The following is a 22,672-nucleotide window of genomic DNA, read 5'->3' as shown; positions in this document are numbered from 1 at the left end:
CTGCTGCAAACGGCTTTGCCCGGATCGCAAAGATGAGACCTCATTTCGCCGAATATCTCGCCACCTTCGTCGATGTCGTCCGGGCGGGCAGCTTTTCCGGGGCCGCGCGCCGGCGCGCAGTGACGCCCTCGGCTGTGGTGCGCCAGATCGATGCGCTGGAGGAGGATCTCGGCGTCGCGCTTTTTGTCCGCTCGACACGGGCACTCACGCTTACCGATGCCGGTCAGCGCCTGCACGAGCGAGCGCAGCGCCATCTCGACGAACTGGCCGACACCCATGCCGAGATTGCCGCCTTCGACGGCTCCGTCTCCGGCAGATTGCGGATCGCCTGCTTCCCCACCTTTGGCAAGCGCTATGTCCTGCCCGTCGTCGCGGCGCTACAGGCCGAGCACCCGGCTCTGCATGTCGAACTCGACCTGACCGAGCGGCTCGCCGATCCCGTGGCCGAGCGGCTTGATGTGGTCATCCGCATGGGCGCACTTGCCGATAGTACGCTGATCGCCACCAAACTGGCGCCCTTCGCGCGGCTGCTGGTGGCGAGCCCGGCTTATCTCGCGCGGGCCGGTACGCCTGACAGCGCGGCGGACCTGTCATCGCATCGACTGCTCGACAAGCTGCATGGCGCCGATCTTCTCGGATGGCGCGACGTGCTCGGTTGCCCTGCGGGCCATGCCGGCACCGGCGTCGTGGCCTTCCGCTCGGATGATTTCGAAGCCCTGCGCGCGGCGGCTGCGGAAGGCTTGGGTGTTGCGTTCCTATCGAGCTGGGTTGTCGGACCGGATGTCAGGGCGGGAAAGCTGGCGCGGTTAGGAATCGGCGGCGAGCCATGGAACGAGGACTCGTCAGGAATCTATCTGTTGCGTGCCCTGCCACAGCCGAGTGCAAAGGTGCGAGCCTTCGCCGAGGCATTGCGTGCTTCTATTGGCTGCCCGCCTATTTGGGAGCCGTGATCGGCGGCAAACCCGTTGGGCGAGGATCGCCTGCAGCAGACATTTTCCGGAGCGTGCCTGAGCGTCCGTACTGCGGCCCGGCAGCGGAACGGCGGCCATCTGCACAGAAGGAAGCTAAGACCGGCCAGTCCGCTCACGGCCCCGGATTGCGCCGTTGCCCCCTTCAGCTCGGGGATGAAGGGCTAAACCGCACCGATGCCCTCGTCGTAGCGCTTCGGCGCGGACTAAGCCGAACAGCTTGTTGCATCACAACGACCAAGGTAGCCAACGGGAATTGAACAGATCGCCGCAACATCACGGTCATTGTTGCATAAAGAAATTGAAGCGCCGCCTCGATTTTAGCTCGCGGTCAACGGGCGACCATCCAGCCAAGTCTTGAGCGCGGCGCGGGTCGGCATGCCGTCCTGCGCGCCGGCCGAAAGGCATGCCATGGAGGCGGCGGCACAGGCCTGCGTCAGAGCCATTTCGAGTTCCACCCGCACGGCCAGTTCGCCAGCGAGAACACCGACGAAGGTATCCCCGGCTCCCGTCGTGTCCACCGGGGTCACAGGAACCGCCGGCACGTGACGCAGCGCCGCTGGCGGGGTGGCGACGAAAGCGCCCGCACCGCCCGCCGTCACTACGCAGGCCAGGCCGCCTTGGGCCGCGAGAAGTTGCGCGGCGGTCTTGAAGTCCGTGGCACCGTCCAAAACAGCGGCCGCCATCGCCGCCTCGATTTCATTGACCACCAGCACGTCGGTTGTCGCCAGAAGGTCCCGCAGTTCCGCCCGCTCCAGTCGCGCGGGCGTCGGTGCGAGGTTCCAGATCACCTGGCCGCCGGCGCTCTTCACCCGCCGCGCAGCCGCAAGGCTGGCCGCGAGCGGCACCTCCATCTGCATCACTGCGACCGTCTCCGGCCCGAGAAGGCCAGCCGGCAGATCGTGGGCTTCCAGCGTGCGATTGGCTCCGATGGCGACGGTGATGGCGTTTTCGCCCGCCTCATCGACCGTGATGAAGGCGCATCCGGTCGGCGCGTCGGACATTGCGAGATGTTCGACACTTACCCCGTTGGCGGCGAGGTTGGCGCGGCAGGCCTCGCCGAACGAATCCCGGCCGATGCGACCGATCATCGTCACGTGGCCCCCCATCCGGGCGGCGGCGACGGCCTGGTTCGCTCCCTTGCCGCCGAACAGCGTGCGGTAGCCCGGAGAAAGAACAGTTTCGCCGGGCCGGGGAATCGTCCGAACGGAGGCGACGAGATCCATATTGATCGAGCCGAAGACAAGGATCACGTTCTGCTCCTCCGCGCGGCGCTCATAAGCGTCAGCCTTCCGCGTCCATCTGTTGCAGCTTCTCGACCCGACGGCGGAAATCCTCATCCGTCGAGAACTCGGCCGCGAGATAGGAGGTCACCAGATCCTGTGCCAGCCACGGGCCGATGATCTGCGCGCCGATGCACATGACATTGACGTCGTCATGCTCCACCGACTGATGCGCGGAGTAGATGTCGTGGCAGACAGCGGCACGGATGCCCTTCATCTTGTTGGCCGCAATGGAGGCACCGACGCCGGTACCGCAGACCATGATGCCGCGCTCCGCTTCGCCGGACGTGACCTTCGCCGCGACTTGGCGGGCGATATCGGGAAAATCGACCGGCTTGTCGTCATAGGAACCGACGTCGATCACCTCGTGTCCAAGGCTGCGAATATGGTCGATGACGGCGCCCTTCAGCATCCAGCCGGCGTGATCGGAACCAATGACAAGGCGCATGATGTCTTCCTTCTGATGAGGGGGTGCGGCGCCCGCGGTGGGGCGCCGCCATGTGCGAACGGCTCAGCTAGCGCCGCGCATGTTCTCCGGCAGGTCGGTGCCGTGGTACTTCTTGTAGATTGCGTTCAGCTTGCCATTGGCGATGTTGGCGGCGATCCATTCATTGAGCTTGGCGACGAGGCGCGGCTCGCCCTTCTTCACGCCCATGGCGAGGTTGAAGGTGGTGATGAGCACCTTGGGCTCGAATGCCCGGGCGGGATTCTTCACGCCGATCTGGTTCACGATGGTCGCCGAGGTGGCGACAAAATCGGCCTGGCCGGTCACCGCCGCCGTCACCATGGTGGCGTCGTCGTCATAGCGCGCGACCTCGAAACCGCCGCCATCCTTGGCGCGGTTGCTCAGGGCGGTGTCCTGCGTGGTGCCGCGTGAGACCGCGATCTTCTTGCCCTTGAGATCGGCCCAGTCCTTAACCTCGATCGTCTTGAGGCCGCCCACGACCGATTCCAGAGCGGCGTAAGGCTCGGTGAAGTCGATGACCTTCGCGCGCTCCGGCGTCACCGAGAGGGTGGAGATCACCACATCGGCCTTGTTGGTCTGAAGGTTGGGGATGCGGGTCGCACCGGTCGTCTGCACCCACTCGATCTCCAGGCCGAGATCCTTGGCGAGAAGCTCGGCGGTCTCCACGTCGGAGCCGGTGGGCTTCATGTTGGCGTCCATCATGCCAGAAGGCGGAATGGCCATGTCCGTCGAGATCCGGATCTTCTTGGCGGCCATGATGTTGTCGAGCAGATCGGCGTGAGCGGCGGCGCCGCCGAACAGGCAGGTCGCCGCGAGGGCGGCGGCGAACATCGTTTGCTTGAGCATGCGTCTCTCCCTTGATTTTGGTTGTGTCGAACGCCTCAGAACCCCGTGCCGACGAACTGCGCGAGTTCGGGAGTGGAGGGTTTCGAGAGGATGTCGGCCGGTCCCGCCTCGTGGACCTTGCCCTTGTGCATGAACACCACCTGATCGGCGATGCCGCGCGCAAAGCTCATCTCATGGGTGACCATCACCATGGTCATGCCGTCGGCGGCAAGCGCCTCGATGACCTTGAGAACCTCGCCGGTGAGTTCCGGGTCGAGCGCCGAGGTGACCTCGTCGAACAGCATCACCTTGGGCTGCATGGCGAGCGAGCGGGCGATGGCGGCGCGCTGCTGCTGGCCGCCGGAGAGCTGCTCGGGATAGGCGTGCAGCTTCTCCTCCAGCCCCACCTGCGCAAGAACCTTCGCGGCCAGCGCGCGCGCCTCGGCCTTGGGCACCTTCTTCACCGCATGGGGCGCAAGGGTGATGTTTTCTTCAATGGTGAGGTGGGGAAACAGATTGTAGCTTTGGAACACGATGCCGACGTCCTGGCGCAAGGCACGCAGGTCCAGTCCCGCATCGTCGACCCGACGGCCGCACACCTCGATCTGGCCGTCATCGATGCTCTCGAAGCGATCGATGCAGCGAAGGGCCGTGCTCTTGCCGGAACCGGAGCGGCCGATGAGCACGGTCACCTCGCCGCGCCCGACCTCGAAGCTCACGCCGTCCAGAACTTTGAGCGAACCGAAGCTCTTATGGACATTGCGCAGCGACACGACGGGGGCGGCGGATGCGGAGATGGGCGCGGTCTGATGGGCATTCATGGGCGTTTTCCCTGGCTTTCCCTCGGGCCGTCACGCGAGAGACGGCTTCTTCTGGAGGGCCGTGCGCTCAAGCCTCCGACTGAGGCGCGAGAGCGGATAGCAGAGCGAGAAGTAAACGAGCGCGATGATCGAGTAGATGAGGAAGGGCTCGAACAGAGAATTGTTGATAATCTGGCCGGAACGCGTCAGTTCGACGAAACCGACCACCGAGGCGAGGGAGGTATTCTTGATGATCTGCACCATGAACCCCACCGTCGGCGGGGTGGCGATGCGGATCGCCTGCGGGAGAACGACCTTGACCATGCGCTGCGTGCGCGACAAAGCGAGCCCTTCGGCGGCCTCCCACTGCGGCTTGGGAACCGCTTCGATGCAGCCCCGCCAGATCTCGCCGAGATAGGCGGCGACGAAGATGGTCATCGACGCCCCGGCGGCGAGGAGCGGCGAGATGTTGAAGCCGATCGCCGCAAGCCCGAAGAAAGAGAGAAACATGATCACGAGCAGCGGCGTGCCCTGGATCAGCTGCACATAGGTCGCCGCCAGCAGGCGCAGGACCCGGCTGGAGGAGACGCGTCCCAGCGCCACGAGAAGCCCGAACGCGCCGCCCCCGATCAGCGCGATGGCAGACAGGCCGATGGTCCAAAGGGCTCCGTGGCCGAGGAAGAGAAGATGGTTGATGTTCAGTGCGCCACCCATGACCCTCTCCTCACAACGGAGTGCCGAGACGGCGGCGGCGGGGGAACAGGGCCAGCCCGAGAAGCCAGAAGCCGAAGCGCATGATGAAAGACAGCGCGACATAGATCAGCGCGACGACGATATAGGTCTCGAACGAACGGTAGGTCTCGGACTGGATATAGTTGGCGACGGCGGTCAGTTCCTCCGCCGAAATCTGCGAGGTGACGGACGAGGCCAGCATGAGCAGGACGAACTGGCTGGTGAGGGCAGGATACACCCGCTCGATGCCCGGCCAGATGATCACGTGCCAGTAGATTTGCGCTTTCGACAGGCCGAGCCCCTCCGCCGCCTCGATCTGGCCCCTGTGGATGGAGTCGAAGCCGGCCCGCATGATCTCGGTTGTGTAGGCGCCGACATTGATGGTCAGTGCCACGGCGGCAACGGTGAAGGCGGAGAACTGCAGGCCGAGGCTCGACAGGCCGAAATAGACGAGGAAGATCTGGACGAGCAGCGGTGTGTTGCGAATGGCCTCGACATAGGCCCCCCAGAGACGTTCGACGAAGACGTTGCCGCTCCGCCGGCCGATCGCCCCGAAAATGCCGATGACCGCACCGCAGATGACGGCGATGAAGGCCAGCTGGAGCGTCAGCGCGGCGCCGTCGAGAAGCGCGTGCCAGCGCTCCACCACCACCGAGAAATCAAGTACGAGACCCATCGTGGGGCTCCACCTACCTGTCGAGAACAATTGGCAAGGGAAATCAGGCGTCGCTGGACGAACGCGGCTGATTGGCCATGCGGTCATAGACGCGGAACAGCGCCTGATTGCCGTTGCCCCCCTCGCCATGCGCGCGGGCGTCGAGATACTGGCTGGTGACCAGCGCCGTTCCCGGAAGCGGCACGGACAGGGCGAGCGCCTGTTCCTGCACCAGCCGGAGATCCTTCAGCATCAGGTCGATACGGAAGCCCGCGCTGTCGTCGCCGGCGATCATGGCCGGGCCCAGCTTGTCGAGCATCCATGAGGCGGCCGAGCCGCCAAGCAGCACCTGCCGGAGCTGGCCCAGCTCCACTCCCAGGGCGCGGCCCAGCGCCAGCGCTTCGCAAATCGCCTGAATATTGATGCCGCAGATGAGCTGGTTGCACAGCTTTACCGCCTGCCCGGCCCCGGACGCGCCCACATGATGGATCGTGGTTCCCATCGCCTCGAAGAAGGGGCGCGCGCGTGAGAAGGCCTCGGCCTCGCCGCCCGCCATGATGGAAAGCGTCGCGTTCTTCGCGCCGACCGGGCCACCGGAAACCGGGGCGTCCAGCAGCTGGATGCCGGCCGCTTGCAGCGTGGCGGCCATCTTCTGCACCGCGACGGGCGAGATGGTGCTCATGTCCACGACCAGCCGTCCGCGCGGCGGATTGGCGAGAAATCCTGCCGGACCGAGCACCACATCCTCGACCTGCGGCGTGTCGGGCAGCATGGTGATGGCGATATCCGCATCGCGCGCCGCGCCCGCCGGACTGTCCGCCGCCGTCGCGCCGAGCGCCACCAGCGCATCGATCGCCGCCGGCACGACATCGAAGACATGCACGGTGAAACCGGCTTCAAGAAGATTGCGTGCCATCTCGCGCCCCATCGTGCCGAGGCCGATGAAGCCGACGTTTCCTTGGTGTTTCCGTCCCATAGCGTCCTGCTTTTTGTTGTGGCGCTGATCAGTCGGGCGTGCCGGCCCGCCGCCCTCCCTCGATGGCCAGCTTGCGGCGGAACTCGTCGCCGATGGCGAAGTGTTCGCGCAGCGAACGGTCGGCAATTTCCGGGTCGCCACTGACGATGGCGTCGAAGACCCGCTTGTGGTCCTCGATCAGGTAGGTCCGCATGTCGAAGATGCGCACGAGGTGCCGGCGATCGACATGCGAGCGCATCAACACCGCCGACATGGAATCGTAGAGCACGCGCAGGGTCTCGGAGCCGCTCGCCTGCACGATGGCATGATGGAAGTCGTAGTCGGCAAGGGCACCAAGATCGGCATCGTCGATCGTCGCCTCGATCCGGCGCAGCGCTGCCTGAAGGCGCTCCAGGTCGCTCACGCTCGCCCGCTCCGCCGCGAGACGGATGGACTGGCACTCGACCGCCACACGCGCCTGGACGATGTCGTCCATCAGGTCGGCGCGGTGCGCCAGTGCGAAGGTGAAGAAGTCGTTCAGCACGGAAATATCCGGCCGCCGGACAATGGTTCCGACGCGGTCGCGGATCTCCACGATCCCGAGCACGGTGAGCGCCCGCAGCGCCTCCCGCAGGATAGGCCGGCTGACGCCGAGTTGTGCGGCGAGCTCTCGCTCGGGGATGAGCCGATCACCCGGCTTCAGCGCCCCGGCAAGAAGGCGCTCGCGCAGAAAGGCGAACACCTTCTCGAAGCCCTTGCCGCCCTGCTCGTCAACTCGGGTGATTTCAAAAGTCTCGGTCATCGCTTTAGCTTGTCCGTGGTCAGACCAATGTACATACCACGGGCATGCGGTCAAGGCGCAGGACGTGCCCTTGTCCAGACATCAGCTGATCAACGGCTTGGAGCCGACGTCCGAGCGGACCGACTTTGAATAACGGTCGGAACTGATCTGATCGCTGAAAATGTACCGTTCGAAGCTAGAGTTTCCCGCGCCACAATTCCCTGGCGGGGAGGAGCGGAAGACGATGAAGGCATCGAAGTTTTCGGACGTGCACAAGGCGTTCATCCTGAAGCAGGTAGCGGACGGCGTGCCGGTCGCAGATATCTTACGGCTGGCTGGGATCTCCCAGCCCGCCTCCTTCAACTGGAAGAAGAAATATGAGGGCTCGCCCCGCTCGATATGCGTCACCTGACGTCTGCTTCCGACAGCCTGCGTCAAAAAGCGGACAGTCTGAATACGGCCCCCAAGCCGTCCGTCAGGAAGGCCCGCCACGCCGGTCATTATCTGGTAACGGCTGCATCAGCGAAATACGGTGCGTAGGTACATTGCGCCAGCTGCAGGTGGTTCTGCACCCTTGGAAGCGGACCTTGCTTAGCCGTCCGTCTCAACTCTACAGTCCAAGCTCGAACATCCAATAGCTTCACAAGCATCATCCTTGAGGCGGTTGTTGCGCCGGGTTCGATCTGGAGATTTGTGAGATGCGTTCGGGGGCCTGGATACGTCGTCTCAGAACACTCCGGGGGATGAAGCAGGAGCACTTGGCCGAGCTTCTCGATATTAGTCAGCCGACTTTGTCTCGCCTTGAACGCGGCCTGCTCCAGCCGACAGGCCAGCAGATCGGAAAGCTCGAACAACACCTGCTGCGCCCGAGCCAGTCTGCTGACAGGATATTGGCCAGGCTCATCAATTCGTCGACCAGCCGAGTGCACCTGATTGACGACCGAACTCATCATTTACTCGCGGCTTCTCCCGCACGTTGGTCGGAATGGCAACTCGATCCACCCGAGGCACTGGGCAAATCGCTCCTGCTCTATGCATCCCCAGAGATTGAGGCGGCAGAGCGCAGCCTGAACTCGATCGGATGGTTCGATGACGTTGCTGCGGAGATGGAATTCGCGACAGGCGCGAACTGCGATCCCGAGGTGCCGATCTCTGCCGGCATGGTTCGTTGGGAAAGGCTGCTCCTTGCCGACGGCCGGGCCGTTCGACTGACCACGTCACTTCCCGCATAAAATATTCCGCAGCCCTGGAGCCCTTGTCTTGCATTGCTCAGACGGGCACATGCCAGGCATGTCTGCACCTTCACGCATGCCGCTGTTTCTTGTCGTCGCCGCTTCAACCATCATCGGGATAGCGGGCGTGGACTTGGTGTTGCCAGCGGTTCCGTTGCTGCCGGAAAGGCTTGGCGGCGATACAGCTCGCGCGCAACTGGTCCTCGCAGCTTATTCGCTCGGCACAGCCCTGGGCCTCCTCGCCTTTGGCGAACTCGGGGCCAGGATCGATCGCGTGAGGCTGTTGACGTTGTCGCTCGTCCTCTTCGCTCTGGTGTCCGCCATCGCGGCAACGGTCTCCCAATTGGACACTTTGGTCGCTTGGCGCTTTATCCAAGGAGCACTCGGAGCCGCCCCAGCCGTGTTCGCGCCCGGCATTGTACGCTGCATATTTGGAGACGAGCATGCGCCCAAAGCCATGGGGTGGCTCGGTTCTGCGGAGTCCCTTGCGCCCGCGCTGGCGCCGATCGCGGGATTGTATCTTTTCGGGCTGGGCGATTGGCGCCTGTCCTTCTGGGTCTTGGCTGGAACTGGGTTGGGCTGCGCGGTGGCATCACACGTGCTGCTGCGTCCATTTTCCGGGAAGCGCAGCTTCGCCAAGGGCAGTTACATGTCCTTGGCGCGAAAGCCTCTGTTCTTGCGATACTGGATCAGCCAATCCCTCTCGCTGGCAAGTATCCTTATCTTCGTCTTTGGCGCTCCGGCCGTATTCGTCGAGCAGGGCTTCGGAATGGAGGCGTTCATTGCCCTCCAACTGGTAGGCGTTGCAACCTTCATTGCCGGGAGCCTTTTGTCGTCTATCATCGCCGAGCGTATTGGCGCGCCGAAACTGCTCTGGCTGGGCACAGGCCTCCTAGCCGCTACCTTCGGATTGATTTTCCTGTCTGCCGTTTCGGGCTACGGCAGCATTGAAGTCATCCTGCCGCTCTTTGCCCTCAATGGCCTCGGCTTCGGCCTACGGGGTCCAATAGGCTTTCACCGGGCGATCGTTGCTGCGGATGGAGACGATGGTCGGGCCGCAGCGCTCGTCGTCCTTCTTGTGCTCATGGCGGCAGCCCTTGGGACAGCGGTCTTGGCACCTCATCTGGCGCTGGGCCTCGCGCCCCTAGCAGGATTTGCAGCATCGGTCTCCTGTGCAGCGCTTGCAGCCCTTCTCATCGGCCGCTCTCAGGAGAGATAATCGTCCAGGTCGAAACAATACCGCTAGGTGGATGCGAAATCCGCAGCGGGGGAATCAAACGGCACGATAGCAGAGCTCTCAGACCTCCTTGGTCGCCACGCTGAACTTCCTTCGGTCGGTCGCAACCGCTAGTCCTCGTCAAGTGCCACGGAAACCTGGGCAAGGGCCGTGCGCAGCCAGAGATGCGCGGGATCACCGCTGCGTCGTTCATGCCAGACCTGAACAAAGCGGAAGGGCGGGATCGGAAAAGGCGGCTCGAAGACGGCGAAGGCCGGATCGTGCTGCTGGGGCGCCAGCGTCCTGCGCGCGACGGTGAGAAGGAGGTCGGTCCCGACGATCAGCCGCGGTGCCGTCCCCCAGTGCGGCAGCGTGACGGCAATACGGCGCACATGGCCGGTCGCGCCTAGGGCTGCCTCGATCTCGGTAGAGCCGTCCTCCATGGCAACGAGCATATGAGGCCTGCGTAGATAGGCAGCAATGTCCAGATGATCGCGGCCCCCAAGTGTTTCCCGGTCCGCAAGGCAGGCGAAGCGCTCGACGAAGAGCACCTGCGCCTCCACCCGGGCAGGCAGATCGGGAAAGACGCCCAGTGCCAGATCGCAGTCTCCCTCCAGCACCCGGCCCAGCATAGCTTCACGGCCCGATTGGGTGATCGTCAGATCGATCCCGGGGGCTTCAAGCTGTAGCTTCCTCACAAGGCCGGGGAGAAGGACGGCGGAACCATAGTCTGACATCGCAAGGCGAAACGTCCGTTTCTCTCCCGCTGGGTCGAAGCCTCTCGGCCCCAGAACGTCCCGCACCTGTCGCAAGGCATCGGTCAGCGCAGGAGCGATCTCCAGTGCCTTTGCGCTCGGCACCAGGCGGCCGTCGCGGCGGATCAGGAGAGGATCATCGAAGAGATGGCGCAAACGCCCCAGGGCATGGCTGACGGCCGGCTGGCTCATGTTCAGCCGCGCCGCCGTCCGCGACACGTGCCGTTCGATGAGAAGGGCGTCGAGGATGACAAGGAGATTGAGATCAACGCCCCGAAGTGTATTCGTGTCGTGCATAACGAGAATGATACATCGGAATTTCCATCGGCCAAGCCGATAGGGGATGAGGGTGGGCATCGGAGGTCCGCCATGCCAACCAACGCCGTGCTTCTCACCCTCGCTGCTGTCATCGCCGGAGCCGTCGTTCCGTTTCAAGCGGGCGCCAATGCCGCGCTCGGACGAGCGCTCGGCCACCCCCTCTGGGGCACGCTCATCTCGCTTTGTGTCAGCTTCGCCTGCATCCTGCCTGTCATGGTGCTGGCGAAGACGGGGACGCCGAGCCTGTCGCATCTGGCGCAGGCGCCCCGCTGGATATGGATCGGCGGCCTTGTCGGGGTGGTCTACATCACCGGCGCGCTTTTGCTCGCGCCGAAACTCGGCGCTGCCGGCTTCGTCGTCGCGGCGATCGCCGGGCAGATGCTTGCCTCGATCGTCATCGACCAGTGGGGCCTGGTGGGGCTGCCTCGAAAGCCGTTGTCACCCTCACGTCTGGTCGGTCTCGGTCTGGTCTTTCTCGGGCTGATCGTGATGCAGTTCCAGGGGCTGGGTGCAAAACCACCCGCCGGTTCGTGACAGGGGCCTTTGCGCCCCGTGCCGTGGCTGCGGAGAGGTCCGCGGCACGGAGCATAAATGACGATGCCCGGCGCGGGACGATCCGGGCCTCTAGCGGGCCTGACACCGGCGGTCGCACTGGGTCCGCCCGCGCCCGGACGCCCGCAAGGCCGGCGCCGGTACGGCTCGATGGGAAGGCTGCTGCGGCGCGCCCGTTCGACCGCAGTGATCAAGTCGCGCGGGCATTTGCTCTTCTCCAACGGCGATGAAGGGCCGGAACATCCCCGCTGGTAAGAAGGGGCATGGCATCCCGCAGTTTCTCGTCGCTCCAGTCCCACCAGCGAAGCTCCAGAAGTTTGGCGATGGCAGAGTCGTCGAACCGCTTCCGGATGATCCTGGCGGGGTTACCGCCGACGATGGCGTAGGGCTCCACATCCTTCGTCACCAGCGCGCGCGTGCCGATGATTGCGCCGTCCCCGATGGTGACGCCCGGCATGACGACCGCCTCGGAGCCTATCCAGACATCGTTGCCGATCACCGTGTCGCCCGCCGGTTTGTATCCATTTTCCGCCCCGGCGAAGGCCGGCACGTCCGACATCCAGAAGAACGGAAAGGTGCTGATCCAGTCGCTGCGATGGCCCTGGTTCCCGGCCATGATGAAGGCGGCGCCCGAGCCGATCGAACAGAACGATCCGATGATGAGCTTGTCGGCGCCCTCGTCCGGCAGCAGGAAGCGGGCGCAGTCGTCGAAGCCATGCCCGTGATAATAGCCGGAATAGTAGCTGTAGCGCCCGACCCGGATGTTGGGATGGGTGACGAGGCGATCAAGGGTGATGCCCTTGAAAGGGCTCTCGAAGACGTTGTGCATGAGAGAATCCGAAGGTTCGCAAGCCGCGCGTGCGGCGCCGGTTCGCCCGCTGTCGTACAGGCGAACGCCGACAGGCGATCGACAGGATCGCCCGTCCCAGCTTCTCACGTCAGAAACGCGGAAGCGCGATGCCGGTGGTTCGGTCTGCGGCCTTCATGAGCGGACCATGGCCGAGTCGATGCGCCATGCCAAGGCGGCATCGCAACGCATCCGTTCGGGGCTGGGCCTACCCTGAAGCAACCCCACAGCCGACGTGCCGTGGTGCCGTTCGGAATGTCTGCTCCAAGCGCGACACGGCTCGCTAACCCCCGCCGGCGCTCGCAAACACTCTATGCGCGTGGGGTGCCTGACTTCGAGCGACTTCCTTTCGCGGGCTTTCCTTTGCGTCTGCCCGCCATGTCTACCAGCCGGCGAAATGTCGGGCATTCCATGTGAGAGGGCGCCGGGCAATCGGCGACATGGCGAAGGGTGTCGCGCAGCGCCGTCAGCTCGCGGATTTTCCGGTCAATCTCGTCCGCCCTCGCGTGTAGTGCCGCCCGCGGCAGATCCTGCATACCGTTCCTGCCGAACATCCCCGCGATCTCGGTGAGCGAGAAGCCGGCCGATTTGCCCATCGCGATCAGCTTGAGCTGCAACAGCACCTCGGGTGGAAACTGTCGGCGCAATCCATGCCGGGTGACCGAGGAAATAAGCCCGGCTTCCTCATAATAGCGCAGCGTCGAAGGCTTGTTTCCGCTCTTCTCCGCGACCTCTCCAATATCCAGAAACTTCATGCTTGACCTCAAGTCGACTTGAGGTGGCAGCCTGCTCCCCAACGGATACGGAAGCAAGAGGTCGAGACGATGGAACGGTTGAGTTCGGGCGTAGCGGAGAAGGCGCAAACGAGCGTCGCGATCACACTGGCGCTGGCAATGCTGCTGGCCGCCCTCGGCACGAGCATCGCCAATATCGCCTTGCCGGCGCTTGCCGAGGCCTTCTCAGCCCCCTTCGCACAGGTACAGGCGGTGGTGGTCGCCTATCTCGCGGCCCTGACGGCCTGCGTGCTGATCGCCGGCCGTCTCGGCGACCGTTGCGGCCTCAAGCCCATGCTGGTGGCCGGCCTCGCCCTGTTCGCCGTCGCCTCGCTGCTGTGCGCCGTCGCGCCGAATCTGTGGCTGCTCATCGGGGCTCGGGTGCTTCAAGGCGTCGGGGCCGCATTCCTGATGACGCTCGCCATGGCGCTGATGCGCCAGACTGCCAGCGAGGCGCGCGTCGGGCGGGCCATGGGCCTGCTCGGCACGGTGTCGGCGCTCGGCACCGCGCTTGGCCCCCCGCTCGGTGGGCTGCTGATCCCGGTCACCGGATGGCGGGGCATTTTCTGGGTTCAGGTGCCATTGGCGGCTCTGGCCCTGATACTGGCGATCACCATGCTCCCGGCCGAGCCCGTGAAGGAAAAGGCACCGACCGTTCGCCTGCGCTCCGTCATAAACCGGAGCCTCGCGCCCAACCTTCTGGTGAACATCGTCGTTGCCGCCGTCATGATGGCGACGCTGGTGGTCGGGCCCTTCTATCTCAGCGGCGGGCTTGGTCTGACGGCGCGGCAGGTCGGCTTCGTCATGGCGGTCGGCCCCGTGATCTCCATCTTCAGCGGCGTCCCGTCCGGGCGGCTGGTCGATGCTTGGGGGAGTACCCGCATGCTGGCCATCAGCTTGGTCCTGCTGGCGACAGGCGCGCTTCTCCTGGCGTTTCTGCCGAACGGGATCGGCGTTGCGGGCTATGTACTCTCTATCATCGTGCTGACGCCCGGCTATCAGCTGTTCCAGGCCGCCAACAACACCGCCGCGCTGGCCGACATCTCCCAAGACCGGCGCGGCGCCGTCTCCGGATTGCTCGGCCTGTCACGCAATATCGGCCTGATGGCCGGTGCGTCCGCCATGGGCGCCGTCTTCGCCTTCGGCGTGGGGACGGAGGACTTCGTCCGCGCGACGCCCGTGGCCCTCGCCTCGGGCATACGGCAGACTTTCCTGCTGGCTGGCGCCATGATGCTCGCCGCCATCGCGGTGGCGTTCGGGCATCGTCTAGCAGCCCCGCGTGCGTCTTGATGACAGCATCTGCCGCGCGACCTCCGATCAGGCGATATAGCCTTCCGTGAATGATGATCGCCACGGGGAGAGGCCTCTCGCGGAGCATGCACCGAACCCTGGCCCTGCTCTGCTGCCCAAGGCTGCGCAGACGGTCCTTGTCACGTTTTTTCCATGGAATGCCGTCTCAACTGAGAACCGTTGGGTGGCAGCTTTCAGGTCGTTGCAACTCACGCCATGAACGGCGGATATGAAGAAAGTAGCCCAACGGCAGCTATTACATAGCAGCAGCCAACACCGGCCAGACCGCTGACGGCCCCAAACGCGCCACTCGTCGTCGCAGCCAACTTCTGCTTCTGGCGCATCCGTTAGGTTCTATTCCTTCCAGCCCGTACTGGAAAAGCAGATCGGCCGCCACATCTCGGGGGTCTCTCACAACGTCAGCTTCTGGTGAGAGTTGCCCGGAACTGCACCGGGGCTGTAGAACCACAAGCTATGCCTTAGGCTGTGCCTAACGGGGCTTACGAGTTTTCAGAGTTGTCTAACGCGCCCGGCCGTAGAAGCATCGCGCCAATCTTAAAAACAAGGTCTGGGAGGATGCGTATGGGTCGGGATCAGCTGTTCATCGATGGCCACTGGGTGGAGGCCGCGTCGGGGACACTTCTGCCGGTGGTCAACCCCAGCACGGGCGAGGACATCGGCCGGATCGCCGCCGGCGGCGCTGCCGATATCGATCGCGCGGTGACGGCCGCCCGCCATGCCTTCGAAACCGTGTGGAGCTCCATGGCGGCTCTGGAGCGCGGCCGCCTGCTCAGCCGGCTCGGCCTTCTTATCCTCGATCGTCTCGAGGAACTCGCTCAACTCGAAGCCGCCGACACCGGCAAGCCGATGAAGCTGGCACGTAACGACATTCGCGTGACCGCACGCTATTTCGAATATTACGGCGGCGCCGCCGACAAAATTCACGGCGACACCATCCCCTTCCTGCCGGGCTATCAGGTCATCGTGTTGCGCGAGCCACGGGGTGTCACCGGCCATATCATTCCTTGGAACTACCCGGCCTCGATGTTCGGGCGCACCCTTGGCGCAGCGCTGGCGGCCGGCAACACCGCGATACTGAAGCCGGCGGAAGAAGCCTCGCTCTCCTGCCTGCGCTTCACCGAACTGGCCGAGGAGGTCGGCTTCCCGGCCGGGGTCATCAACGTGGTGACCGGGCTCGGCGACGAGGCCGGCGCCGCCCTTTCGAGCCATCCCGGGATCGACTTCCTGTCCTTCACCGGCTCACCGGAGGTCGGTACGCTGGTGCAGACCGCCGCCGCGAAGAACCATGTTCCCTGCGTTCTCGAACTCGGCGGCAAGTCGCCGCAGATCGTGTTCGCCGATGCCGATCAGGACAAGGCGTGCGAGGTTATTATCGGTGCCATCGTGCAGAATGCCGGCCAGACCTGTTCCGCCGGCTCACGCGTGCTGATCGAGCGCGCCATTTATGAGCCCTTCATGCGGAAACTCGCGGAGCGCATGGCCACGGTCCGCGTGGGCTTTCCCGAACAGGATTTCGAATGCGGCCCGGTGATCAATCAGGTGCAACGCGACCGCGTCATGGCTTTCCTCGACCGTGCCGCCAGCGACAAGGTCGAGGTGGTGGCGCAGGGCAAGATCCATCCTGACGCGTCGAAGGCCGGCTATTTCGTGCCGCCTACGCTGTTTGGTCTGGTGCCGCGTGAGCATGAGCTGGCGCGCGAGGAGGTTTTCGGTCCGGTGCTCGCCGCCCTCCCGTTCGACGATGAGGACGACGTGCTGCGCATCGCTAACGGCACGGATTACGGCCTCATCGCCGGCGTGTGGACCCGCGACGGCGGGCGCCAGATGCGCATGGCCAAGGGCATTCGCGCCGGCCAGATCTATATCAATGGCTATGGCGCCGGCGGCGGAGTCGAATTGCCGTTCGGCGGGTTCCGCAAGAGTGGCCACGGCCGCGAGAAGGGTTTCGAGGCCCTCAAGGAATACACGGTCGCCAAAACCGTGGTCATCGACCACTCAAGCTGACGCAAAGTCAGCACCGACAACAAAAACAAATAAATCTCTAGGGAGAAAACCATGAAGAACATTATCGTGGCTGCTTTGGCAGCCGTGACGCTTGCTGTCTTGCCGCAGGCGGCCTCCGCCGACAAGGCGCGCCTCGGGCACGTTTTTGCCCAGGGCAATGCGGCCGACGAGGCGAGCCAGATCTTTGCGCGCCTGGTCAAGGAACGCACCGACGGCAAGATCGACATCACGGTGTTTCCGAACAGCCAGCTCGGCGGCGACGAGGCGCTCGGGCGCGATCTCAGCCGCGGCGCGGTCGAGTTCGCCTTCCTGAACATCGGCTCTCTGACCGGCCTCGATCCGCTGCTCGATATCCACTATCTTCCCTATATCGCGACCGACTACGCTCAGGTCGACAAGATCTTCTACAATTCTGAAGGCATCCTGCAGCGCACGCTCACCGGCACGCTGGCCAAGCATAATATGGTCGCGCTTGCCTATTTCGAGCTCGACTTTCGCGCGGTGACCAACTCCAATCGCCCCGTGAACAATGCTGAGGACCTAAAGGGCCTCAAGCTGCGGGTGCCGGGCTCGGCCTCGATCCGCTCCTTCTTCGAGGCCGCCGGCGCACAGACCGTCACCATGCCGATGCCGAACCTGTTCGTCGCGCTCCAGCAAGGCACGGTCGACGGCCAGGACAATGGCGCCAGCATCACCTACAATTCCCGGCTGTTCGAAGCCCAGAAATACATGACCCTGACCAATCATGTGTATGCCATGGGCGCGATCACGGTCAGTAAGCGCTTCTGGGACGGGCTCGACGAGGCCCAGCGCAAAATCGTGACGCAAGCCGCGCAGGAGGCCGCGCGCGAAGGCATCGCCCGCAACCGCGCCGCCACCAGCGCCTTCCTCGACAAGATCAAGGCCGGCGGCGTCGCGGTCGTCACGCCCACGCCGGAAGCGATGGCGGAATTCGCCAAGGTCGGCCAGATCGGCTGGGAGAAGCTGACGCCGATCTATGGCGCGGACCGAATCGCCGAGCTGAAGAAGGAAATCGCCGCGGCGCGGGGCGAGTGAGGCCATGGCCCGCGATGGGACGGCCGCCATGGGCGGTCACGAACCGGCCTCCGCCGAGGCCCCTCCCCGGCGGCACGCGGTGCTCGACACGCTGATGTGTGTCGAGCGGGTGCTGGCCCGGATGGAGAATGCTGTTGTCGTCACGGCGATGGTCGTTGCCATCCTCGCAGTCGGCGCCTCGGTGGCGATCCGCACCTTCGACCTGCCGTTCTCCGACACTGGCGAATGGGCGATGGTGGCCATGTCGCCGCTCACCTTCATCGGAGCGGCGCTTTGCAGCCATTTGCACAAGCACCTCACCGCCGACATCGTCGAGATGCTGCCGCCGGGACCGCTGCACCGCGGGCTCGACGCGATCGCCGCCGTGCTGTGCCTGGCGTTCGGCCTGTTCTTCATTGCCCTGGCTTGGGACCTGTTCGACTACGCCCGCGCCTCCGGCGAGACGCTGATCGATCTCGGCACGCCCGTCGCCATTCCCGCCGGCTTCATGCTCGCCGGCGCTGCCCTGATGACGTTCCACTCGGCGCTCGACATCTGGCGGGCGCTGGTGGGACGCGAGCCGGGAGGGTTGAATCCGTGGCACTGACCTTCGGCCTCATGGCCCTGTTCCTGATGCTCGGTGCGCCGCTGGCCGTCACCTTCGGGCTCGTGATCTTTCTGCAGATGGGCAGCTACGGTCTGTCCATCGCCGGGCTGAGCAACATCCCTTACGAGGAAATCTCCAGCTACCCGCTGGTAGCGATCCCGCTGTTCATGCTGACCGGCGAGCTGATGAACCGCAGCGGCATGGCGGCGGAGCTGATCGCGCTCGCCGACCTGCTGTTGCGCCGTATCCGCGCCGCCTTCGGCTATATCACCGTCGCAGCCTCGGCGATGATGGGCGCCATCACCGGCTCCTCGGTCGCCACTGTCGCGGCGGTCGGCGGCATCGTCTCGCCGGAAATGATCAAGCGGGGCTATCCTAAGGGCTATGTCGCCTCGCTGACCGCCTCCGCCGGGCTGCTCGGCGTGCTGGTGCCGCCTTCCATTCCGCTTATCCTTTATGGCGCGACGGTAGGCGTCTCGATCTCCCAGCTCTTCATCGCCACCATGGTGCCGGCGCTGCTGATGGGCGTGCTGTTCCTGTTCGTGCACAACCGCCTGTCGCGCAAGGTCCTGCGGGGCGGCATCGAGGGCCGCTCCGAAACCGACGGGCTGCTCGATCCGCGCAAATCACCGGCCCGGATCGTGTTCGACGCCACCTCGGCGCTGCTGCTGCCGGTGGTCATCCTTGGCGGCATCTACGGAGGCATCATGACCCCCACCGAAGCCGCCGCCATCGGCTGCCTCTACGCGATCGGCGTCGCGGTCGGGCGCCGGCTGATCAGCCGGGAGGGATTCACCCGATCCTTCCGCACGGCGGCGATCACCGGCTCGGGCATCCTCATCATCATCGCCATGACCGGCATCTTCAACCGCGCCATGGTGCTGAACCAGGTGCCGCAGGACATCGCCATCTGGGTCGCGACCTATATCGAGAGCCCGATCGCCTTCCTGCTGATGGTCAATGTGGTGTTGCTGCTGGTCGGCACCTTCATGGAGACCAACGCCTCGATCCTGCTTATGGGGCCGCTGCTGGCACCAGCCGCCGAGCGCTTTGGCATCGATCCGGTGCATTTCGGCATCGTGCTCGCCACCAATCTGGAAATCGGCCTGCTCACTCCGCCCATGGCCGCCAACCTCTACGTCGCCGCCCGCGCCGCCAATGCCCGGCTGGCCGACATGATGCCCTATCTCGGCTGGTTCTTCGGTGCGGCGCTGCTGGGCCAGGCGATCATCACCTTCGTCCCGTTTGCCACGCTGTGGTTCCGCTACCTCTAGCCTAGTGTGACTCATGCCCCTGTCTGGTGACACAACCGACCTAGCCACGCTTCCCGAATTCTCCCGCGCCGCGGTCGTCCGGCGGTTCGGAGAGCCGGTGCAGATCGAATGCGTGCCCGTCCCTCCGGCCCCGGAACCGGGCGCGCTGATCGTGCGCACCACCGCCTGCTCGATCTGCGGCACCGATGTGCACCTCTCGCGCGGCAATCTCTCGCTCGCCGTCGACCTGCCGATCATTCTCGGCCATGAGATGGTAGGGCGCGTGGTCGCCATCGGCGCGGGCGCGGAGCGCGACAGCGCCGGCCAGAAGCTCGCCATCGGCGACCGCATCCTGTGGACCCACACCGCCTGCGGCAAGTGCTTCTACTGCACCGTCGCCCGCCAGCCGACCCTGTGCGAGAACCGCCGCGCCTATATGTATGAGAACATCGAGAAGCCGCCTCATTTGCTCGGCGGCTTCTCGGAATATGGCTATGTCCTGCCGGAATCCGGCCGCGTGCGGGTGCCGGATAATCTCGACGACGGCGTCGCCAGCCTCTGCAGCTGCGCCTTCCGCTCGGTGATGAACGCCTTCGACAATCTCGGTCCCATCGATCCGTCCGAGCATGTCGCCATCCAGGGCGCGGGGCCGCTCGGCATATTGGCCGCGGCGGTCGCCCGCGTGGCCGGCGCCCGCACGGTCAGCGTCATCGGAGCGCCGGAGGCCCGCCTCGCCCTTGCCCGCGATTTCGGCGCCACCCACACCTTCACCATCGAGGGCACCACCCATGAGGAGCGGGTGGCGGTACTGCGCGATCTCAGCGACGGGCGCGGGCCGGACATTGTGATGGAGTTCACCGGCTTTCCCGACGCCTTCGGCCAGGGTCTCGACATCGTTCGCAAGGGTGGGCGCTACCTCACTGTCGGCCAGCTCGGCACCGGCACGACCACTTTCAGCCCCTCCACCATCGTCAAGAAGAACATTCGCGTGCTCGGCTCGTTCTCGGGCGACGTGAAGTCGTACTGGAAGGCGCTGCAATTCGCCTCCGCGCATATCGACCACATCCCGTTCGGCAAGATGATCACCGGCCGCTACACGCTGGACGAGGTGAACGTGGCGCTCGAGCGCATGCATCGGCTTGAAGAGATCAAGCCGCTCATCGTGATGGATTGAGGGGCGAGCGATGGCGGATACACATCCTTTCGTCCCCGACCAGCGCGGGCCGCTCGACGGCGTGCGGATCGTCGATATGTCCCGGCTGGTCGCCGGCAACATGACCACGCATGTCCTTGCCGACTATGGTGCGGACGTCATCAAGATCGAGCGTCCCGGCAAGGGCGACGACCTGCGCAACTGGCGGGTCGACGGCGTCGAGGTGTTCTGGAAGGTCTATGCCCGCAACAAGCGCAGCATGGCGCTCGACATCCACGACGCGGAAGGCCGGGAGGTGCTGCTGCGCCTCATCGACAGCGCGCAGGTGCTGGTGGAGAACTTCGTGCCCGGCACGCTGGAGCGCTGGGGCATCGGGCCCGAGGTGCTGCATGCCCGCAATCCCGGCCTCGTCATCCTCCGGGTGTCCGGCTGGGGACAGACCGGGCCATGGCGCCTGCGGCCGGGATTCGGCACGCTGGTCGAGGCGATGTCGGGCTGGGCCTTCATGAACGGCCATGCCGACAAGCCGCCCACTTTGCCGCCGCTGGCGCTGGCCGACATGATCGCCGGCCTTTATGGCTCCGCCGCCATCCTCGCCGCGCTACGCGCGGTCGAGCAGGGCGGCGGCACGGGGCAGGTCATCGACCTGTCGCTGTTCGAGCCCATCCACGCCATGATTGGCGCCGAGGCGGCGCAGATCCGCCTGACCGGCGCGCCGACCGCGCGCGCCGGCAACCAGTCCTCCCACACCGCGCCGCGCAATGTCTATCAGTGCTCGGACGGCGCCTATGTCGCCATGTCGGGCTCGATGCAGTCCATGGCGGAGCGCATCTTCGAGACCATCGGCCATCCCGAGCTGAAGGCGGACCCGCGCTTCGTCGACAATGCCGCCCGCGTCGCCAACCGCGATGCGCTCGACGCCATCATTGCAGCGTTCATCATCACCCGAAGCCAGGCCGACAACCTCGCTCTTTTCGAGGCCGCCGGCGTTACGGTCGGCCCGGTCTGTTCGGTGGCCGACCTGCTGGACCACCCGTTCGTGCTCGGCCGCGAAGCCATCGTCGAGGTCGAGGACCGCGATCTCGGCTCACTGCCGATGCACAACATCATCCCCCGCTTCTCCGCCACGCCGGGGGCCTTCCGCCGTCCGGCGCCGGAGATTGGCGAGCACAATGAGGAAATCCGGCGTGAACTCGGATTCGGTGCGCGCCTCAAGGCAGTCGAGGTCTCGTCATGAACACCGCTCCGGCATGGCGCTCCATGCTCTTCATTCCGGTTCTCAATGAGCGCTTTCTCGCCCGCGCCGCCGAGCGTGGCGCCGATGCGATCCAGCTCGACCTTGAGGACGCCATTCCTCCGGCGCAAAAGGACGAGGCTCGCCTTGCCGCGCCGATGGCCGCTGCTCGCCTCGCCCGGCAGGGGCTGGATGTGGTCGTGCGCATCAATCGGCCGTGGCGGCAGGCGCTCGCCGATATCGAAGCCTCGGTCGGGCCCGACGTCTGCTGCCTGACGCTTCCCAAGGTCCCGGACGCCTCCCATGTGCGCGCCGTCGCCGAAATCCTCGACGAGTTGGAGCGCGAGCGCGGCCTGAAGGTGGGCCATACCAGGCTCGTCGTCATGATCGAAACGGCGGAGGGCCTTCTCAACATGGCGTCTATCGCCGCCGCCCATCCTCGCATCGCGGGCATGATCGTCGGCGCCGAGGACCTCGCCCTCTCGCTCGGCGCCGCACCGACCTACGATACGCTCTACATTCACAATGCGCAGGCGGTGGTCGCCGCCCGCAATGCCGGCATCCATCCCATCGGCTTCGTCGGCACGGTGGCGGACTATGCCGACACCGCCAAGTTCCGCCGCACCATTACCCAGGCGCGCGAAATGGGCTTCACCGGTGGCTTCTGCATCCATCCAAGCCAGGTGCCGATCATGAATGAAGTGTTCGCGCCCTCGCCGGCGGAGGTCGACTGGGCAAGTGGCGCGCTGGAGGCCTTCGACGCGGCGCTGGCCCGCGGACTTGGCGCCGTGACCTATCGCGGCGCCATGGTCGATCTGCCGGTCGCCGATCGCGCACGCGCCATCCTTGCCCGCAACGCCGGGTTGGCGCAGATGAAGGCGCAAAGGGCGGAGATCGCCCTGCAAGCCTGACGGTGC

The 22,672-nt window shown here is 65.0% G+C and carries 23 protein-coding genes and 1 pseudogene; 13 read left to right on the top strand and 11 right to left on the bottom strand.

Going from position 1 to position 22,672, the window contains the following annotated elements; translation table 11 throughout:
• The first annotated feature begins 32 nt into the window (after positions 1-32).
• On the top strand, positions 33-950 hold the full coding sequence (locus tag K9D25_RS22835) for a LysR family transcriptional regulator (protein ID WP_244451303.1): 918 nt from the start codon (positions 33-35) through the stop codon (positions 948-950).
• Between the two features lie 338 nt (positions 951-1,288).
• On the opposite strand, the gene K9D25_RS22830 is transcribed toward K9D25_RS22835, so the two are convergent.
• From K9D25_RS22830 to K9D25_RS22795, 8 genes are all read right to left on the bottom strand, one after another.
• Positions 1,289-2,221 (bottom strand): ribokinase, encoded by a 933-nt coding sequence (locus K9D25_RS22830; protein WP_244451302.1) that lies wholly within the window; start codon positions 2,219-2,221, stop codon positions 1,289-1,291.
• Between the two features lie 31 nt (positions 2,222-2,252).
• Entirely contained in the window at positions 2,253-2,699 is a 447-nt protein-coding gene (gene rpiB, locus K9D25_RS22825) for a ribose 5-phosphate isomerase B (protein WP_244451301.1), read from the bottom strand.
• 63 nt (positions 2,700-2,762) lie between these two features.
• Positions 2,763-3,563, bottom strand: coding sequence for a transporter substrate-binding domain-containing protein (locus K9D25_RS22820; RefSeq protein WP_244451300.1), 801 nt, complete (start codon positions 3,561-3,563; stop codon positions 2,763-2,765).
• A gap of 35 nt (positions 3,564-3,598) precedes the next feature.
• On the bottom strand, positions 3,599-4,363 hold the full coding sequence (locus K9D25_RS22815; protein WP_244451299.1) for an amino acid ABC transporter ATP-binding protein: 765 nt from the start codon (positions 4,361-4,363) through the stop codon (positions 3,599-3,601).
• Between the two features lie 30 nt (positions 4,364-4,393).
• The gene (locus tag K9D25_RS22810) at positions 4,394-5,056 is read right to left on the bottom strand and encodes an amino acid ABC transporter permease (protein WP_244451298.1); all 663 of its coding nucleotides are present in this window, start codon (positions 5,054-5,056) and stop codon (positions 4,394-4,396) included.
• A 10-nt stretch (positions 5,057-5,066) separates the two neighbouring features.
• Positions 5,067-5,750, bottom strand: a complete 684-nt coding sequence (locus tag K9D25_RS22805; protein WP_244451297.1) for an amino acid ABC transporter permease — start codon at positions 5,748-5,750, stop codon at positions 5,067-5,069.
• 43 nt (positions 5,751-5,793) lie between these two features.
• Positions 5,794-6,705 carry an NAD(P)-dependent oxidoreductase gene (locus K9D25_RS22800; RefSeq protein ID WP_244451296.1) on the bottom strand — a complete coding sequence of 304 codons (912 nt, stop codon included), beginning with the start codon at positions 6,703-6,705 and terminating at the stop codon, positions 5,794-5,796.
• Between the two features lie 28 nt (positions 6,706-6,733).
• Positions 6,734-7,486: a FadR/GntR family transcriptional regulator gene (locus K9D25_RS22795; RefSeq protein ID WP_244451295.1), complete on the bottom strand. Its 753-nt coding sequence runs from the start codon at positions 7,484-7,486 to the stop codon at positions 6,734-6,736.
• A 223-nt stretch (positions 7,487-7,709) separates the two neighbouring features.
• On the opposite strand from K9D25_RS22795, the pseudogene K9D25_RS22790 reads away from it, so the two are divergent.
• From K9D25_RS22790 to K9D25_RS22780, 3 genes and pseudogenes are all read left to right on the top strand, one after another.
• Positions 7,710-7,891 (top strand): annotated as a pseudogene (locus K9D25_RS22790) (transposase); the annotation flags it as partial.
• Between the two features lie 332 nt (positions 7,892-8,223).
• Complete coding sequence (locus tag K9D25_RS22785; protein ID WP_244451294.1) at positions 8,224-8,697, top strand: helix-turn-helix transcriptional regulator; 474 nt, start codon at positions 8,224-8,226, stop codon at positions 8,695-8,697.
• A gap of 58 nt (positions 8,698-8,755) precedes the next feature.
• Positions 8,756-9,916: an MFS transporter gene (locus K9D25_RS22780; RefSeq protein ID WP_244451293.1), complete on the top strand. Its 1,161-nt coding sequence runs from the start codon at positions 8,756-8,758 to the stop codon at positions 9,914-9,916.
• Positions 9,917-10,044: 128 nt separating this feature from the next.
• Here K9D25_RS22780 and K9D25_RS22775 read toward each other — a convergent pair whose 3' ends face one another.
• Entirely contained in the window at positions 10,045-10,965 is a 921-nt protein-coding gene (locus K9D25_RS22775) for a LysR substrate-binding domain-containing protein (protein WP_244451315.1), read from the bottom strand.
• Between the two features lie 72 nt (positions 10,966-11,037).
• Between K9D25_RS22775 and K9D25_RS22770 the strand changes: the two genes are divergently transcribed.
• Entirely contained in the window at positions 11,038-11,520 is a 483-nt protein-coding gene (locus K9D25_RS22770) for a DMT family transporter (RefSeq protein WP_244451292.1), read from the top strand.
• Between the two features lie 208 nt (positions 11,521-11,728).
• On the opposite strand, the gene catB is transcribed toward K9D25_RS22770, so the two are convergent.
• Both catB and K9D25_RS22760 read right to left on the bottom strand, forming a co-directional pair.
• Positions 11,729-12,367 (bottom strand): type B chloramphenicol O-acetyltransferase, encoded by a 639-nt coding sequence (catB, locus tag K9D25_RS22765; RefSeq protein WP_244451291.1) that lies wholly within the window; start codon positions 12,365-12,367, stop codon positions 11,729-11,731.
• 329 nt (positions 12,368-12,696) lie between these two features.
• Complete coding sequence (locus tag K9D25_RS22760) at positions 12,697-13,140, bottom strand: helix-turn-helix domain-containing protein (protein WP_244451290.1); 444 nt, start codon at positions 13,138-13,140, stop codon at positions 12,697-12,699.
• A gap of 69 nt (positions 13,141-13,209) precedes the next feature.
• Between K9D25_RS22760 and K9D25_RS22755 the strand changes: the two genes are divergently transcribed.
• The 8 genes from K9D25_RS22755 (at position 13,210) to K9D25_RS22720 (ending at position 22,666) form a co-directional block, all read left to right on the top strand.
• Positions 13,210-14,448 (top strand): MFS transporter, encoded by a 1,239-nt coding sequence (locus K9D25_RS22755; RefSeq protein WP_244451289.1) that lies wholly within the window; start codon positions 13,210-13,212, stop codon positions 14,446-14,448.
• A gap of 576 nt (positions 14,449-15,024) precedes the next feature.
• On the top strand, positions 15,025-16,473 hold the full coding sequence (locus K9D25_RS22750; RefSeq protein WP_432207976.1) for an aldehyde dehydrogenase family protein: 1,449 nt from the start codon (positions 15,025-15,027) through the stop codon (positions 16,471-16,473).
• A 51-nt stretch (positions 16,474-16,524) separates the two neighbouring features.
• The gene (locus tag K9D25_RS22745; RefSeq protein ID WP_244451287.1) at positions 16,525-17,529 is read left to right on the top strand and encodes a TRAP transporter substrate-binding protein; all 1,005 of its coding nucleotides are present in this window, start codon (positions 16,525-16,527) and stop codon (positions 17,527-17,529) included.
• Positions 17,530-17,533: 4 nt separating this feature from the next.
• Positions 17,534-18,115 carry a TRAP transporter small permease gene (locus K9D25_RS22740; protein WP_244451286.1) on the top strand — a complete coding sequence of 194 codons (582 nt, stop codon included), beginning with the start codon at positions 17,534-17,536 and terminating at the stop codon, positions 18,113-18,115.
• On the top strand, positions 18,106-19,389 hold the full coding sequence (locus K9D25_RS22735) for a TRAP transporter large permease (protein ID WP_244451285.1): 1,284 nt from the start codon (positions 18,106-18,108) through the stop codon (positions 19,387-19,389). Before K9D25_RS22740 ends, K9D25_RS22735 begins: the two co-directional genes overlap by 10 nt.
• Before the next feature lie 97 nt (positions 19,390-19,486).
• Entirely contained in the window at positions 19,487-20,542 is a 1,056-nt protein-coding gene (locus K9D25_RS22730) for a zinc-binding dehydrogenase (protein ID WP_244451284.1), read from the top strand.
• A gap of 10 nt (positions 20,543-20,552) precedes the next feature.
• Positions 20,553-21,758 (top strand): CaiB/BaiF CoA transferase family protein, encoded by a 1,206-nt coding sequence (locus tag K9D25_RS22725; protein WP_244451283.1) that lies wholly within the window; start codon positions 20,553-20,555, stop codon positions 21,756-21,758.
• On the top strand, positions 21,755-22,666 hold the full coding sequence (locus K9D25_RS22720; RefSeq protein ID WP_244451282.1) for an HpcH/HpaI aldolase/citrate lyase family protein: 912 nt from the start codon (positions 21,755-21,757) through the stop codon (positions 22,664-22,666). The genes K9D25_RS22725 and K9D25_RS22720 overlap by 4 nt, the downstream gene beginning before the upstream one ends.
• Positions 22,667-22,672 lie beyond the last annotated feature (6 nt).

Origin of the sequence: Ancylobacter polymorphus (assembly GCF_022836935.1) — a bacterium.
In the GTDB taxonomy this organism is placed as follows: Bacteria; Pseudomonadota; Alphaproteobacteria; order Rhizobiales; family Xanthobacteraceae; genus Ancylobacter; species Ancylobacter polymorphus_A.
This window is presented reverse-complemented; position numbering and strand designations above follow the sequence as displayed.